Raw genomic sequence first — 14,185 nt, forward strand, 5'->3', positions numbered from 1 at the left:
ACGGGCGTGCCCGCAGAATTCGTCCGACTCGTCCGCCACGGCGAGGTCCACAACCCGGACGGGATCCTCTACGGCCGCATCCCCGGCTACCACCTGAGCGAGCTCGGGCACCGGATGGCGGCGATGGCCGCGGAGAGCCTGCGCGGGCGCGATGTCGTGAAGCTCGTGGCATCCCCGCTCCAGCGCACGCAGGAGTCCGCGCAGCCGTGGGCCGACCTCTTCGGGCTCCCCATCGAGACGGACGAGCGCATCATCGAGCCGCACAACTGGTTCGAGGGCACCCGGATGCGCCGGCGCCTGCGCAACCCCGTCTCGTGGCCGCGCCTCGCGAACCCGCTGCGCCCGAGCTGGGGCGAGCCCTACGACTCCGTGAAGAAGCGGATGTTCGCCGCCATCGACGACGCGTGGGCCTCCGTGGACTCGGGAGAGGTCGTGCTCGTGAGCCACCAGATGCCCATCGTGATGGTCGCGCGCAGCGTCGCCGGCCGCGCCCCCTTCCACGACCCGCGCAAGCGCCGGTGCACCCTGTCGAGCATCACGACGCTGCGCCGCGAGGGGGAGCGCTTCGTCGAGGTGGACTATCAGGAACCTGCGAGAGAGTTGCTCGCAGCATCCATCGATCTGGGAGCAGTGTGAATCTCCGCGTCCTCGCGGCCGCCGGCGCGGTCGCCCTCCTGATCGCCGGCTGCACCTCGAACGGCTCGCTCGAAGAGCAGTACGCCGACGGCTCGGGGCAGGGGTACATCTCCGGCGACGGCGCGTACACGGAGATCCCGGCCGCCGATCGCGGCGCACCCATCGTCTTCGAGGGCGTCGACGAGCACGGCGACTCGATCTCGAGCGACTCGCTCGCCGGCCAGGTCTACGTCGTGAACTTCTGGTACGCGGGATGCCCGCCCTGCCGCGTCGAGGCCCCCGACCTCGCCGCGCTCGCCACCGACTACGAGGGCGAGGTGCCCTTCATCGGGGTGAACGTGACCGACTCGGCCGACGTCGCGATCACCTTCGCGGAGAAGTTCGGCGTGCCCTACCCGAGCATCATCGACGCGAGCACGGCTTCCGTGCAGCTCGCGTTCGCGGGTGCGGTCGCGCCCAACGCCGTGCCCACGACGCTCGTGGTCGACGGGGAGGGGCGCGTGGCGGCCCGCATCTCCGGGCTGCTGCGGGATCAGAGCATCCTGAAGTCCATGGTCGACACCGTTCTGGCGGAGGACGACTAGTGGGCCCTGGCGAGCTCGTGAGCCAGGGCAGCCTGGCCGTCGCGCTGCCCATCGCGCTCGCGGCGGGGCTGCTCGCGTTCCTCTCGCCGTGCGTGCTGCCGCTCGTGCCGGGCTACCTCGGTTACGTCTCCGGCGTGACCGACGGCGGGGATGCCCGGCGCTCGCGCACCGTGCTGGGTGCGGCCCTGTTCGTGCTCGGCTTCAGCATCGTGTTCCTCGGGGTCGTCGTACTCGGCTCGACGGTGGGCGTCTTCCTGCTGCAGTGGGGCGGCGTCATCGAGCGGGTCGCCGGCGCGATCGTCATCCTCATGGGGCTCGTGTTCATCGGCCAGGTGACTTTCCTGCAGCGCACGATCAAGCCGCGGTGGCAGCCGGCCACGGGCCTCGCGGGGGCGCCGCTGCTCGGCGCGGTCTTCGCGATCGGCTGGACGCCGTGCATCGGTCCGACGCTCGTCGCCGTCACGTCGCTCGCGAGCTACCAGGGCGACCCGGGGCGAGCGCTCGTCGTCGGGCTGTTCTACTGCCTGGGGCTCGGCATCCCCTTCGTCCTCGTCGCGCTCGGCCTCGGCTGGGTGTCCGGCTCGGTCGCGTGGGTGAAGAAGCACATCCGCCTCATCAACATCGTCGGCGGCGCGCTGCTCGTCGTCATCGGCGTGCTCATGGTGACGGGGCTGTGGGGCCTCGCGATGAGCGAGCTCGGGGCGGTGATCGGTGGATTCCTCCCGGCCCTCTGACCACTTCGACGCGCGGGAGCCGCGCGACTCCGGCACGGTGACGCAGCCGCGTCTCGGACCCATCGGCTACCTGCGCTTCGCCTGGCGGCTGCTGACGAGCATGCGCACCGCGCTCGTGCTGCTCCTGCTGCTCGCGATCGCCGCGATCCCCGGGTCGCTCGTGCCGCAGACCTCGTCGGACCCGAACGGTGTCGTGCAGTACAAGGCGGAGAACCCCGACCTCGCGGCCGTGCTCGACTGGTTCGGCGTCTTCAACACGTACACCTCGGTGTGGTTCTCGGCGATCTACATCCTCCTGTTCATCTCGCTCATCGGCTGCGTCATCCCGCGCACCAAGCACCACTTCGATGCACTGCGCGCCCGGCCGCCGAAGACGCCCGCTCGACTCGCGCGCCTCGAGGGCTTCACGACGCGGTCGAGCCCGACGGATGCCGCACTCGCGATCGACGAGGCCGAGTCGCTCCTGCGCTCGCAGCGCTACCGGGTGCAGCGCTACGACGACCCTTCGGGTGGAGCCTTCTCGGTCTCGGCGGAGCGCGGCTACCTCCGCGAGACCGGCAACCTCGTGTTCCATACCGCCCTCATCGGCGTGCTCCTGTCGGTCGGTGTGGCGGGCGGGTTCGGGTACTCGGGCCAGCGCGTCGTGGTCGAAGGGCAAGCGTTCGCCAACTCGCTCGCGAGCTACGACTCGTTCCTGCCGCAGCGCTTCTTCAGTGAGTCCGAGCTCGTGCCGTTCACGATCCAGCTCGACGAGTTCGACGCGGTGTACGAAGAGGACAACATCGAGGCGTACGGGGCGCCCACGGACTTCACCGCGCACGTCACGACCACGATGCGGGGACAGGACCCGAAGCAGCAGCAGATCAAGGTGAACGAGCCCCTCGGCATCGGCGGCACGTCGGTGTACCTCCTCGGCAACGGGTACGCGCCGCACGTCGTCATCCGCGACCCCGAGGGCGAAGTGGTGTTCTCGCAGCCGGTCGCGTTCCTGCCCCAGGACTCGAACCTGTTCAGCGTCGGCGTCATCAAGGTGCCCGACGGCCTCGAGGAGCAGCTGGGCATCCGCGGTCTGTTCTATCCGACGACGTTCCCGCTCGCGAACGGCGCGTTCGCGTCGAGCCACCCCGACCTGCGCGACCCCACCCTCACGCTCGAGGTCTTCGCCGGCGACCTCGGCCTCGACAACGGCCAGGCGACGAACGCCTACGCGCTCAACACCGACTCGCTCACCGAGATCGCGGGGCGCAACGCCGATTCTCCGACGATCGAGCTCAAGTCCGGCGACATCGCCGAGCTCCCGAACGGACTCGGAACGATCGAGCTGCTCGACATCCCGCGGTTCGTCTCGCTCGACGTGCACCACGACCCCTCGCAGTTGTGGGTGCTGCTCTTCGCCGCGCTCGTCGTCGCGGGGCTCGTCACGAGCCTCTTCGTCGCGCGCCGCCGTGTGTGGGTGAAGGCCGTCGTCGCCGAGGACGGGACCGTAACCCTCGAGTACGCGGGCCTCGCCCGCGGCGACGACCCGCGGTTGGAGGAGGCGGTCGCCGACCTCGCCGACCGCCATATCGAAAGGCTTAAGGTGGACTCGTGACCGGCACCCTCGACTCGTACTCACTCGTCGCCATCTACTCGGCGATGGCGGTCTACACGATCGCGTTCATCATGTTCACGCTCGACCTGTCGCGCCGGTCGGCGGCGACGCCGTCGGTCGCCGCGGTCGCGCAGAGCGCCTCGGTGGGCGGCGGAACCGCGGTGCTCGAGAAGACGGATGCCCCGGCCCCTGCCAAGGGACCGCGCTACCTGCGCGCCGCGATGGCGCTCACGGTGCTCGCGTGGCTGCTCCAGGTCTCCGGTGTGGTGCTGCGCGGCATCGCCGCCGAGCGGGTGCCGTGGGCCAACATGTTCGAGTTCTCGATCACGGCCACGTCGATCATCGTCGGCGTGTTCCTCCTGGTGCAGTTCTGGCAGGACCTGCGCTTCCTCGGCGCGTTCATCACCGGTTTCGCCCTCATCGCCCTCGGCGTCGCGACCGTCAACTTCTACGTCGACGTCGTGCCGCTGCCGCCGGCCCTGCAGTCGACGTGGCTCGTCATCCACGTGTTCGTCGCGACGCTTGGCACGGGCTTCTTCGCCCTCGGCGCGGGGCTCTCGATTGTGCAGCTCCTGCAGGCCCGACGCGAGGCAACGAAGTCGGGGCTGAAGTTCTTGAGCACCCTGCCCGATGCGGTTCGCCTCGAGACGCTCGCCTACCGCGTCAACGTCGTGGGCTTCGTGTTCTGGACCTTCACCCTCATCGCCGGTGCCATCTGGGCGGAGCGCGCGTGGGGCCGTTACTGGGGCTGGGACACGAAAGAGGTCTGGACGTTCATCATCTGGGTCATCTTCGCCGGCTACATCCACGCGCGAGCGACGAAGGGATGGCGCGGCTCCCGCTCGGCGTGGCTCGCCATCATCGGCTTCACCGCCGTGCTCTTCAACTTCACGATCGTGAACCTGTTCTTCAAGGGGCTGCACGCGTATAGCGGGCTGTAGGCGCGGGTAGACGTCCTGGCGCCCTAGCCGACCAGCTCCCAACAGCGCTCGAGCCGCGCGAACCACCAGTCCGCGCGCTCAGGGGGTGCGGCGAACTCGTGGAGGAGCTCCGGCTGGGCGGCGACGCGGCGCACGGGTAGCTGCCCGGCACGAGGGAGGAGCGGGTCATCCGTCACGTCCACCGCGAGGAGGGCTGCGGTGCCGAGCCCGCAGTCGAACTCGAGGTCGGGGAGTGCGGCCGCGAGGTGCAACCCCATCGAGATGCCCACCGAGGTGTCGAGGGCGCTCGAGATGACGGCCGGCAGCCCGGCCTCCCGCACGATCGACAGGGCGCGGGCGATGCCGCCGAGCGGCTGCGCCTTGAGCACGAGGATGTCGGCGGCCCCCGCCCGCGCGACGGCGAGCGGGTCCTCCGCCTTGCGCACCGACTCGTCCGCCGCGATCGGGATGCCCATGTACTTCACCCGGCGGCGCAGCTCCCCGAGCTCCTCGACGGTCGCGCACGGCTGCTCGACGTACTCGAGGTCGAACTCGGCGAGCGCGTGGACGGCGTGCTCCGCCTCGTCGACGTTCCAGGCCCCGTTCGCGTCCACGCGCACCCGGCCCTCAGGTCCGAGGGCGGTCCGGGCCGCGGCGACCCGAGCGACGTCGTCGGCGAGGGACTGGCCGCGCTCGGCGACCTTCACTTTGGCGGTGCGGCAGCCGGGGAAGTGCGCGAGGATGCCCTCCACCTCAGCGGCGGGCACAGCGGGGACGGTCGCATTGACGCGCACGCTGTCGCGGCGCGGGGCCGGGGCATCCCGCCACCCGAAGTCGAGCGCCGCGGCGAGCCACGCCGCCGACTCAGCGTCGTCGTACTCGACGAAGGGCGAGAACTCCGTCCACCCCGCGGGCCCTTCGAACAGCATCGCCTCGCGGTGGTCGAGGCCCCGGAACCTCGATCTCAACGGGAGCGACACCACGCGCGCCGTCTCGAGCACCTCACCCAGTCGCGGTCCCATTCGACCAGTCTGGCAAGGCCGGGCCTCCATTAGGGTGATTTCGTGACTGTCCCCGGCGAGCTCGACAAGGTGCCGATCAAGGTCGTGCCCATCTACTTCGAGCCCGTGGTCGAGTTCGAACCCCTCGAGCCGGAGACCGTCGTCGAGCCGGAGCAGAAGGATGCTCCGCGCCGCAGCACCCGGATCGTCGGGGCGCTCTCGCTGCTCGGCGCCGTGGTCGCCGCCGTCCTCACCGGGGTGGGCGTCGCCGTCGCCTCGGGCGGGGCGTACGACGCGGGGACCGTGATCGCCTGGGTCGCGATCGTGCTGTCGGCTGTCGCCGTGCTGGGCGGCCTCGTGGCGGCTGTCGCGCGCTGGGGCCGGCCGTGGGGCATCGCGGCTGTCATCGTCGGCGTCGCTGCCAACCCGTGGGTGCTCGCAACGGTCCTCGGCGCCCTCGCGGGCTGACTTGGAGCGCGCCTAGGCTTAGGCCATGGCCGCCGTCTCCGAGCTCTTCGATCCCCACCTGTGGCGCGAGGTCGACGGGTTCGACTCCCTCACCGACATCACCTACCACCACGACGCGACGGGCCGCGTGGCGCGGGTCGCGTTCGACCGGCCCGAGGTGCGCAACGCCTTCCGCCCGCACACCGTCGACGAGCTGTACCGCGCCCTCGACCACGCGCGGATGAACCCGCGCATCGGCGTCGTGCTCATCACCGGCAACGGGCCGAGCCCGAAGGACGGCGGTTGGGCGTTCTGCTCCGGTGGCGACCAGCGCATCCGGGGCCGCGACGGGTACCAGTACGAGGGCGACGGGGACGCCGCTGCGTCGACGGGCCGCCTGCACATCCTCGAGGTCCAGCGCCTGATCCGCACCATGCCGAAGGTCGTCATCGCGGTCGTGCCCGGTTGGGCGGCCGGCGGCGGACACTCCCTGCACGTCGTGTGCGACCTCACGATCGCCTCGCGCGAGCACGCCATGTTCAAGCAGACGGATGCCGACGTCGGCTCCTTCGACGCCGGCTACGGCAGCGCCTACCTCGCCCGACAGGTCGGCCAGAAGTTCGCGCGCGAGATCTTCTTCCTCGGCCAGGCCTACGACGCGCAGCGCGCCTACGACATGAACGCGATCAACGCGGTCGTGCCGCACGCCGAGCTCGAGAAGACCGCGTACGAGTGGGCGGAGACGATCCTCGGCAAGTCGCCGACGGCGATCCGGATGCTCAAGTTCGCCTTCAACCTGCAGGACGACGGGCTCATGGGCCAGCAGGTGTTCGCGGGCGAGGCGACCCGGCTCGCCTACGGCACCGACGAGGCGGTCGAGGGCCGCGACGCGTTCCTCGAGAAGCGTGCGCCCGACTGGCGCCCGTTTCCCTGGCAGTTCTGATGACCCGCCCGTTGTTGGTCGTCCTCGCCGAGCCGCTCGCCGTCCATGACGCCCTGCGGGATGCCCTGGCCGGCACCGGACCGGCGATCCTCCCGCACCCCGCGCCCTCGAGCGTCGCGGGCCGGGTGCCCGACACGGTGCCGCAGAAGGTCGCGGTCGTCGTGGAGACGAGCGGTTCCACGGGTCGGCCGAAGCGCGTGGCCCTGAGCGCGGACGCCCTGCTCGCGAGCGCCGCGGCATCCGACACCGCACTCGGCGGGCCGGGGCAGTGGATGCTCGCCCTCCCCGCCCACTACATCGCCGGCATCAACGTGCTCGTGCGCTCGCTCGCCGCCGAGACGCTGCCCGTCTTCCTCGACCCGACCGGGTTCACGGCGGAGCGCTTCGTCGAGGCGTGCGAGCGGTTCGTGCATCCGCGGCGGTTCGTGTCGCTCGTGCCGGCGCAGCTCGCGCGACTGCTCGACAGCGAGGAGGCGGTCGCACAGTTGCAGGGCTTCGCGACGATCCTCGTCGGGGGCCAGGCGATCCCCGCCGGTCTCGCCGATCGGGCACTGCTGGCGGGAGTGCGCATCACGCGCACCTACGGCTCGAGCGAGACGAGCGGAGGCTGCGTCTACGACGGCCGCCCCATCGGCGACACCCGCGTGCGCATCACGGACGGGCGGGTCGAGCTCGCCGGCAGCGTGCTCGCCGAGGAGTACCTCGACGACCCGCGCCGCACGGCGTTCGCGTTCCGCGAGGAGCACGGCGACCGCTGGTACCGCACCGACGACGCCGGCGAGCTCGTCGACGGCGTGCTGCGCGTGCTCGGCCGGCTCGACGACGTCATCGTCTCCGGCGGCGTCAAGGTCGCGCTGCCCGCCGTCGAGGAGACGGTGCGCGGGATGCCCGGCCTCGAGTCCGCCGTCGTGGTGGCCGCGCCCCACCCCGAGTGGGGCGAGGCGCCCGTCGTCGTGACGGAGCATCCCGCCGACCTCGACGCGGTGCGGGATGCCGTGTCCGCGCGACTGGGGAGGCCGGCCGCGCCGGCGCGCATCCTGCACGTCGACCGCATCCCGATGCTGCCGTCGGGGAAGCCGGATCGGCTCGCGATCGCGGCGCTCGTCATCGGCGGTTAGCGCAAAGCACCCGCCACTACACTGACTCCGTGGCATCCCCGAAGCAGCAGCGCATCGACCCCAAGACCGTCCCCGCGCCGAAGAAGGCGCCGGCGAAGAAGCCCGCCTCGGGCAAGAGCGGCCGCCCTGGGGGTCGGCCTCCGGGAGTCGCCCCGGTGAAGAAGGCGACCCTCGGCGACTGGATCGGAGCCGCCCGGCCGTTTACGCTGCCGCTCTCGATCGCGCCCGTCGCCGCAGGCACCGGCATCGCCTACCTGGTGACTCTCGGTGAGGGCGGCCCGGGCTGGCACTGGCTGCGCGCGCTCGCGTGCCTCGCGGTCGCCGTGTCGCTGCAGATCGGCGTCAACTTCGCCAACGACTACTCGGACGGGGTGCGCGGCACAGACAAGCACCGCTCCGGACCCCGACGGCTGACCGCGTCGGGTGCGGCGAAGCCCCGCACGGTGCTCGCCGTCGCCCTCGTCTTCTTCGCTCTTGCGGCCGTGGCCGGCGCCATCATCACGATCCGCACCGAGCAGTGGTGGCTCTTCGCTGTGGGCGCCGCGGCGATCGTCGCCGCATGGTTCTACACGGGCGGCAAGCGGCCCTACGGCTACTACGCGCTCGGCGAGCTCTTCGTCTTCGTGTTCTTCGGGCTCGTCGCGACCGTCGGCACGACGTACGTCATCGCGTTCCAGTTGCCGCTCGACGCGTGGCTCGCCGGAACGGCGATCGGCCTCATCGCGTGCGCTGCGCTCATGGTCGGCAACATCCGCGACCGCGAGCAGGACAAGCTCGCGGGCAAGCGGACGCTCGCCGTGCTCATGGGGGATCGGGCATCCCGCATCGTCTTCACGGTGCTGATCCTCGTGCCGTTCGGCATCCTCGTGTACTTCCACCTGCTGTACCTGAACGCGTACCTGGTGTTCTTCGCCCTGCTCGCGGCAGTACCGGCAGCCGTCATCACCCTCTTCGCCAAGACGCCGGGCGAGCTCGTCATCGCACTGCGACTCACGGGGCTCACCGCCCTCGTCTACGGGGTCGGAGTGGGCTGGGCGGTCGGCTTCTAGCCGCCGCGGTCACCCCTCCCGCACGTCCTCCACCTCGGCGTCGACGTCGCGGGCGGGGGCATCCCGCCGCTGAGCGATGTCGAGCGCGACGCGCTCCCGCAGCCGGCCGAAGAAGATGTACGACACGCACAGGCCGATGACGGCGGCGAGGATCGCCGACAGCCACCACTCGATGCCGAGGAGCATGAGCACGGCGAACGCCGCCGCGAAGAGTCCGACGCGGAGCAGGCTGTAGGCCACCCAGGGTTTCACGCCCCCCAGTGTAGGCGCGCAGGGTCCATGCAGCCTGGACGCCTAAAATGGCCCCATGGGACGATTGCTGGTCTTCGGCGTCGTGGCACTCGTGCTCGACGTCTTCGCGATCGTCGACGTCGTCATCATCGACCGGTCGCGGGTTCGCGCCTTCCCGAAGGCCGTGTGGATCGTCATCATCCTCGCGGTGCCGTTCGTCGGCGCCCTCCTGTGGTTCATCGTCGGCCGCTCGTGGGGTGGCGGCAAGCCGGAGCGCCGCGTGGTGGCCCCGGACGACGACCCCGCGTTCCTGCGCAACCTCCGGCTCCAGGAGGACCAGGACGAGCGCATCCGTCGGCTCGAGCAGGAGCTCGCCGACCTCGACGATGACAACCCCAAGGACTGAGGCGCCGGCCACGACCTTCGCCGTGGCCCTGCTGGAGGAGTTCGTGCGCCTGGGCGTGCGCGACGTCGTGCTCGGCCCCGGCTCGCGCTCGCAGGCGCTCGCACTCGCGGCGGCGGAGTTCGAGCGGGTCGGACGCCTCCGGCTGCGGGTTCGCATCGACGAGCGCGTGGGCGGGTTCCTCGCGCTCGGTATCGCCGTCGAGACTCGGGCTCCGGTCATCCTCATCACCACCTCCGGAACGGCCGTCGCCAACCTGCACCCGGCGGTGCTCGAGGCGCACCACTCGGGCGTCCCGCTCATCGTCATCACGGCCGACCGCCCGGACTCGCTCCGCGGCATCGGCTCGAACCAGACCACCGAGCAACCGGGCATCTTCGGCTCCGCCGTGCGCCGGACGTGGGACGTCGCGCCCCCGACCGGACAGCCGGGGGAGACGGATGCCGCGGCCGTCCTCGCCCGGGATGCCGTCGCCGCGGCGACCGGCCCCGTGCACCTCAACCTCGCGTTCGCCGAACCTCTCTCATCGCCGTTCGCGCTTCCGGATGCCCCGGCGCCGGTCACCACCTCGATCGCCGACACCCTGCCGGCGCCGACTGCGTTCCCTGAGGTGGTCCCGTCCCTTGAGACCCTCGAAGCCAACGCCCCCGAGGCTTACGCTCTCCACTCCGTCCCCGGCACCGTCGTCGTCGCGGGCACCCTCGCGGGTCCTCGCGCCGAGGAGGTCGCGCGCGAGCTCGGTGCCCCTCTGCTCGCCGAGGTCACGAGCGGCGCCCACTACGGCCCCCACCTCGTCGTCGCGTACCGCGAGCTGCTGCACGCGGCGAACTTCGGCGACCGCATCTCCCGCGTGATCGTCTTCGGCCACCCCACCCTCAGCCGCGAGGTGCCCGCCCTCATCCAGCGCGACGGCGTCGAGACGATCGTCGTGCGCCACGGCTCCGCGGAGGACTACAACCCGGGGCACCGGGTGGTCCGCTTCGTGGACGCCGTCACCGTCGTCGGCGAGCCGGAGCCACCCTCGTGGGCCGGTCGCTGGGTGAGTGCATCCCGAGCCCTCATCGGCGACGTCGACACGGCACCGGATATCGAGGCGGATGCCGGAGCCCACGCGAAGTCGGAGCTCGCCGCCGTGCGCGCCGAGGTGACCCGCCGCACGCTCGTCGAGGCGGTGTGGCGCGCGACGTGGCCGCACGACCGGCTCGTGCTCGGGGCATCCCGGCTCATCCGCGAGGCCGACAAGGTGCTGCCCGGCAAGCGCATCACCGTGCACGCCAACCGCGGGCTCGCCGGCATCGACGGCACCATCTCGACCGCGCTCGGCATCGCCCTGTCGAGCACCGATCGCGGCACGACGCGTGCGCTCGTGGGCGACCTGACGTTCCTGCACGACGTGGGCGCGCTGCTCTTCGGCGAGGGGGAGGTGCGGCCGCGCATCCAGGTCGTGGTCGGCAACGACGGGGGCGGCACGATCTTCGACGCGCTCGAGGTGGCGGAGTCCGCGGGGCCTGGGTTCGAGCGGGTGCTGTACACGCCGCAGCACGCCCCGATCGAGGCGCTCGCCGCCGCCTACGGCTGGGAGTACCGCCGCGCCGACACCCGCGGCCAGCTTGACCAAGCGCTCACGGCGTCGTCCGGGCCGACGATCGTGGAGGTTCCGCTGCCGCGTCGGTAACGTGGGCGCATGAGCGCACTGGAGCCGGTCGGCGAGGGATTCGTCCTCGCGGACGTCGACCCGAAGTCCACACCCGGGGTCGCCGACCGCGCAGATGCCGAGGCACAGCTCGAGGCGAATCACGACGAGCTCGGCTCCCTGCAGGAGCGGCTGTGGGCCGAGTCGAAGTTCGGCGGCACCCGCAGCGTGCTGCTCGTGCTGCAGGCCATGGATACGGCGGGCAAGGGCGGGATCATCCGCCACGTCGTCGGCGGGGTCGACCCGCAGGGAGTCACGATCCACGCGTTCAAGGCGCCGACCGAGGAGGAGAAGCGGCACGACTTCCTGTGGCGCGTCCGCCGGGAGCTGCCACCGCCCGGCATCATCGGCGTCTTCGATCGCTCCCACTACGAGGACGTGCTCATCCACCGGGTTCGCGGATTCTCCACGCCCGAGCAGATCGAGGAGCGGTACGGCATCATCACCGACTTCGAGCGCGAGCTCGTGGCATCCGGCACGCGAGTCATCAAGGTGATGCTGCACATCTCGAAGGACGAGCAGAAGGCACGCCTGACCGAGCGGCTCGAACGCCCCGACAAGCACTGGAAGTACAACCCCGGCGACGTCGACGAGCGGATGCTCTGGCCGGCGTACCAGCAGGCGTACCAGATCGCCCTCACCCGCACCTCGACGCCCCAGGCACCGTGGTTCGTGGTGCCCGCCGACCGCAAGTGGTACGCCCGCTGGGCGGTGCAGTCGCTGCTGCTGGATGCCCTGCGCGAGCTGAACCCGCAGTGGCCCACCGCGGACTACGACGTCGAGGCGGAGAAGAAGCGGCTCGCGGCGACCTGACGTTCAACTGAGCGCGTCGATCAGCTCAGTGCGTCGATCACCGGGCGCAGCTTCAGACCCGTCTCGGCGAGCTCCGCGTCGGGATCGCTGTCGGCGACGATGCCCGCGCCCGCCCACGCGGTGACCGCGCCGTCGGGGGTGATGCGCGCGCAGCGCAAGGCGATCGCCCACTCGCCGTCGCCAGCGGCGTCCACCCAGCCGACGGGACCGGCATAGCGGTCGCGGTCGAGCGGCTCGAGCTCGGCGATGAGCTCGAGTGCGGCATCCGTCGGGGTGCCGCCGACGGCGGCGGTGGGATGCAGGGCCGCGACGAGGTCGAGCACCGAGCGACCCGGCGCGAGGGCGCCGCGAACGTCGGTGGCGAGGTGGCGGAGGTTCGGCAGGGTGAGGATGAACGGGTCGGTGTGCGAGACGTCGGCGGCGAGCGGCGCGATCGTCTCGAGTACCGAGCGCACCGCGAACTCGTGCTCGGAACGGTTCTTCGCACTCGAGAGCGGCGCGGCGTCGTCGAGGGCGGGCGCGGCCGTGCCTGCGAGCACGCGCGCGGTGACCTCGCCGCGCGAGACCCGCACGAGCGTCTCGGGGCTCGCGCCGAGCATCCCGTCGACGGCGAACGCCCACGTGTCGGGGTAGGCGGCGGCCAGGCGGGCGAGCGTCGCGCGGCGGTCGGAGTCGGGCGGGATGCTCCCGCCGAGGTCCCGCGCCAGCACGACCTTGCTCGCGCGCCCCGCCGCGATCGCCCGGGTAGCGGCGGCGACGGCATCGCGATACGCGGCCGCGGTTACGGCGCCGGGCGAGAGCTCGGCCGTCGGCGCGGCACCGAGGGGGGTGCGCTCGGCGGCGGCGGCCCCGACCGTGGTGACCCACGACCGGCCGTCGCGGCGGCCGACAACGACGGCCGGCACGACGAGCTCCTGGGGGCGGTCGCGGCGGAAGGGGAACGAACCGAACGCGACGAGGCCGGAGCCCGGCATCCCGACCGAATCGTCGACGAGCGCGGCATCGGCGAGGGCCGTCCACGACGCGGCGGGCACCCGCACCGCCTCTCCGAGCCCGACGATCCCGTCGCCGCGGCGGAGGAACGCGAGGGGGGCATCCGGCGACGTCCACTCGAGCAGTTCGCCGGCGTCGTCGAGTGCGACGGTGCGCACCTCGAGCACCGGCAGTTTCACGGAATCCAGCGTACTCCCGGCTCCGAACCCCCTCAGTGAGACCGCCTAGACTTGGATCCGTGGCCAGAGCGGATATGAACAAGCAGGCGAGCGACGTCTCGGGCATGTTCGACGGCGTGGCCCGCCGGTACGACCGCACCAATACGGTGCTCTCGGGCGGCAACGACATCCTGTGGCGGGCCGCCACGGTGCGCGCCGTCGCCCCCGTCGCCGGGGAGCGGATCCTGGATGTCGCGGCGGGTACCGGCACGAGCTCCGCCGCCCTCGCGCGCACGGGAGCCCGCGTCGTCGCCGTCGACTTCTCGCCCGGCATGATCGCCGAGGGGCGGCGTCGGCACAAGAAGATCGAGTTCATCGAAGCCGACGCGGAGAAGCTGCCGTTCGGCGACGACGAGTTCGACGCCGTCACCATCAGCTTCGGGCTGCGGAACGTGAACGATCCGAAGCGGGCGCTCAGCGAGATGTACCGCGTGCTCAAGCCCGGTGGCCGCCTCGTGGTGTGCGAGTTCTCGAAGCCCCCCGTCGCCATCCTTCGCGCCGGCTACCACGCCTACCTCAAGTACGTGCTGCCGATCGTCGCCGACCGGGCTAGCTCCAACCCCGAGGCCTACACCTACCTCGCCGAGTCGATCCGTGAGTGGCCCGATCAGGGGGAGCTCAGCCAGTGGATCCGCGGGGCAGGATTCATCCGCGTCGCATACCGCAACCTCACGGGCGGCGTCGTCGCGCTGCACCGTGGTCGCAAGCCCGTGGATGCGACGGTGCTCGCCTCCGTCGCCAAGCGCAAGGGCGCGGCTACCCGCACGAAGACCACCTCGACCCCGGCGGCTGCGCCGACGGTCGAGTAGCA

General features: G+C 71.4%; 16 protein-coding genes. 13 read left to right on the forward strand and 3 right to left on the reverse strand.

What is annotated here, in order from left to right; translation table 11 throughout:
• Nucleotides 1–6 precede the first annotated feature (6 nt).
• Genes Q5716_RS01340 through ccsB form a run of 5 tightly spaced genes read left to right on the forward strand, consistent with a single transcriptional unit; the run spans nucleotide 7 to nucleotide 4,486 of the window.
• A complete protein-coding gene (locus tag Q5716_RS01340; protein ID WP_305001291.1) occupies nucleotides 7–636 on the forward strand; it encodes a histidine phosphatase family protein in 630 nt (209 codons plus the stop codon).
• Complete coding sequence (locus tag Q5716_RS01345; protein WP_305001292.1) at nucleotides 633–1,220, forward strand: TlpA family protein disulfide reductase; 588 nt, start codon at nucleotides 633–635, stop codon at nucleotides 1,218–1,220. The genes Q5716_RS01340 and Q5716_RS01345 overlap by 4 nt, the downstream gene beginning before the upstream one ends.
• On the forward strand, nucleotides 1,220–1,954 hold the full coding sequence (locus Q5716_RS01350; RefSeq protein WP_305001293.1) for a cytochrome c biogenesis CcdA family protein: 735 nt from the start codon (nucleotides 1,220–1,222) through the stop codon (nucleotides 1,952–1,954). The genes Q5716_RS01345 and Q5716_RS01350 overlap by 1 nt, the downstream gene beginning before the upstream one ends.
• 37 nt (nucleotides 1,955–1,991) lie before the next feature.
• A complete protein-coding gene (gene resB, locus Q5716_RS01355; protein ID WP_305001294.1) occupies nucleotides 1,992–3,545 on the forward strand; it encodes a cytochrome c biogenesis protein ResB in 1,554 nt (517 codons plus the stop codon).
• Nucleotides 3,542–4,486 carry a c-type cytochrome biogenesis protein CcsB gene (gene ccsB, locus Q5716_RS01360; protein ID WP_305001295.1) on the forward strand — a complete coding sequence of 315 codons (945 nt, stop codon included), beginning with the start codon at nucleotides 3,542–3,544 and terminating at the stop codon, nucleotides 4,484–4,486. The genes resB and ccsB overlap by 4 nt, the downstream gene beginning before the upstream one ends.
• A 23-nt stretch (nucleotides 4,487–4,509) precedes the next feature.
• Here ccsB and Q5716_RS01365 read toward each other — a convergent pair whose 3' ends face one another.
• Complete coding sequence (locus Q5716_RS01365; protein WP_305001296.1) at nucleotides 4,510–5,487, reverse strand: o-succinylbenzoate synthase; 978 nt, start codon at nucleotides 5,485–5,487, stop codon at nucleotides 4,510–4,512.
• Nucleotides 5,488–5,529: 42 nt separating this feature from the next.
• Between Q5716_RS01365 and Q5716_RS01370 the strand changes: the two genes are divergently transcribed.
• The 4 genes from Q5716_RS01370 to Q5716_RS01385 are packed head-to-tail and all read left to right on the forward strand — an operon-like array spanning nucleotide 5,530 to nucleotide 9,023.
• Nucleotides 5,530–5,934, forward strand: a complete 405-nt coding sequence (locus tag Q5716_RS01370) for a hypothetical protein (RefSeq protein WP_305001297.1) — start codon at nucleotides 5,530–5,532, stop codon at nucleotides 5,932–5,934.
• 25 nt (nucleotides 5,935–5,959) lie between these two features.
• Nucleotides 5,960–6,856, forward strand: a complete 897-nt coding sequence (locus tag Q5716_RS01375; RefSeq protein WP_305001298.1) for a 1,4-dihydroxy-2-naphthoyl-CoA synthase — start codon at nucleotides 5,960–5,962, stop codon at nucleotides 6,854–6,856.
• Complete coding sequence (locus tag Q5716_RS01380; RefSeq protein WP_305001299.1) at nucleotides 6,856–7,974, forward strand: AMP-binding protein; 1,119 nt, start codon at nucleotides 6,856–6,858, stop codon at nucleotides 7,972–7,974. The genes Q5716_RS01375 and Q5716_RS01380 overlap by 1 nt, the downstream gene beginning before the upstream one ends.
• Nucleotides 7,975–8,003: 29 nt before the next feature.
• Nucleotides 8,004–9,023, forward strand: a complete 1,020-nt coding sequence (locus Q5716_RS01385; RefSeq protein WP_305001300.1) for a 1,4-dihydroxy-2-naphthoate polyprenyltransferase — start codon at nucleotides 8,004–8,006, stop codon at nucleotides 9,021–9,023.
• Nucleotides 9,024–9,032: 9 nt separating this feature from the next.
• On the opposite strand, the gene Q5716_RS01390 is transcribed toward Q5716_RS01385, so the two are convergent.
• On the reverse strand, nucleotides 9,033–9,275 hold the full coding sequence (locus Q5716_RS01390; RefSeq protein WP_305001301.1) for a DUF4229 domain-containing protein: 243 nt from the start codon (nucleotides 9,273–9,275) through the stop codon (nucleotides 9,033–9,035).
• Nucleotides 9,276–9,330: 55 nt separating this feature from the next.
• Between Q5716_RS01390 and Q5716_RS01395 the strand changes: the two genes are divergently transcribed.
• Genes Q5716_RS01395 through Q5716_RS01405 form a run of 3 tightly spaced genes read left to right on the forward strand, consistent with a single transcriptional unit; the run spans nucleotide 9,331 to nucleotide 12,163 of the window.
• Nucleotides 9,331–9,660 (forward strand): PLD nuclease N-terminal domain-containing protein, encoded by a 330-nt coding sequence (locus Q5716_RS01395; protein WP_305001302.1) that lies wholly within the window; start codon nucleotides 9,331–9,333, stop codon nucleotides 9,658–9,660.
• On the forward strand, nucleotides 9,641–11,332 hold the full coding sequence (gene menD, locus Q5716_RS01400; RefSeq protein WP_305001303.1) for a 2-succinyl-5-enolpyruvyl-6-hydroxy-3-cyclohexene-1-carboxylic-acid synthase: 1,692 nt from the start codon (nucleotides 9,641–9,643) through the stop codon (nucleotides 11,330–11,332). The genes Q5716_RS01395 and menD overlap by 20 nt, the downstream gene beginning before the upstream one ends.
• A gap of 9 nt (nucleotides 11,333–11,341) precedes the next feature.
• Nucleotides 11,342–12,163, forward strand: a complete 822-nt coding sequence (locus tag Q5716_RS01405; protein WP_305001304.1) for a polyphosphate kinase 2 family protein — start codon at nucleotides 11,342–11,344, stop codon at nucleotides 12,161–12,163.
• Between the two features lie 20 nt (nucleotides 12,164–12,183).
• On the opposite strand, the gene Q5716_RS01410 is transcribed toward Q5716_RS01405, so the two are convergent.
• On the reverse strand, nucleotides 12,184–13,344 hold the full coding sequence (locus Q5716_RS01410; protein WP_434056599.1) for an isochorismate synthase: 1,161 nt from the start codon (nucleotides 13,342–13,344) through the stop codon (nucleotides 12,184–12,186).
• A gap of 65 nt (nucleotides 13,345–13,409) precedes the next feature.
• Between Q5716_RS01410 and ubiE the strand changes: the two genes are divergently transcribed.
• A complete protein-coding gene (ubiE, locus tag Q5716_RS01415) occupies nucleotides 13,410–14,183 on the forward strand; it encodes a bifunctional demethylmenaquinone methyltransferase/2-methoxy-6-polyprenyl-1,4-benzoquinol methylase UbiE (protein ID WP_434056600.1) in 774 nt (257 codons plus the stop codon).
• Nucleotides 14,184–14,185 lie beyond the last annotated feature (2 nt).

This window comes from Antiquaquibacter soli (assembly GCF_030580675.1).
GTDB classification, from domain to species: Bacteria; Actinomycetota; Actinomycetes; order Actinomycetales; family Microbacteriaceae; genus Rhodoglobus; species Rhodoglobus soli.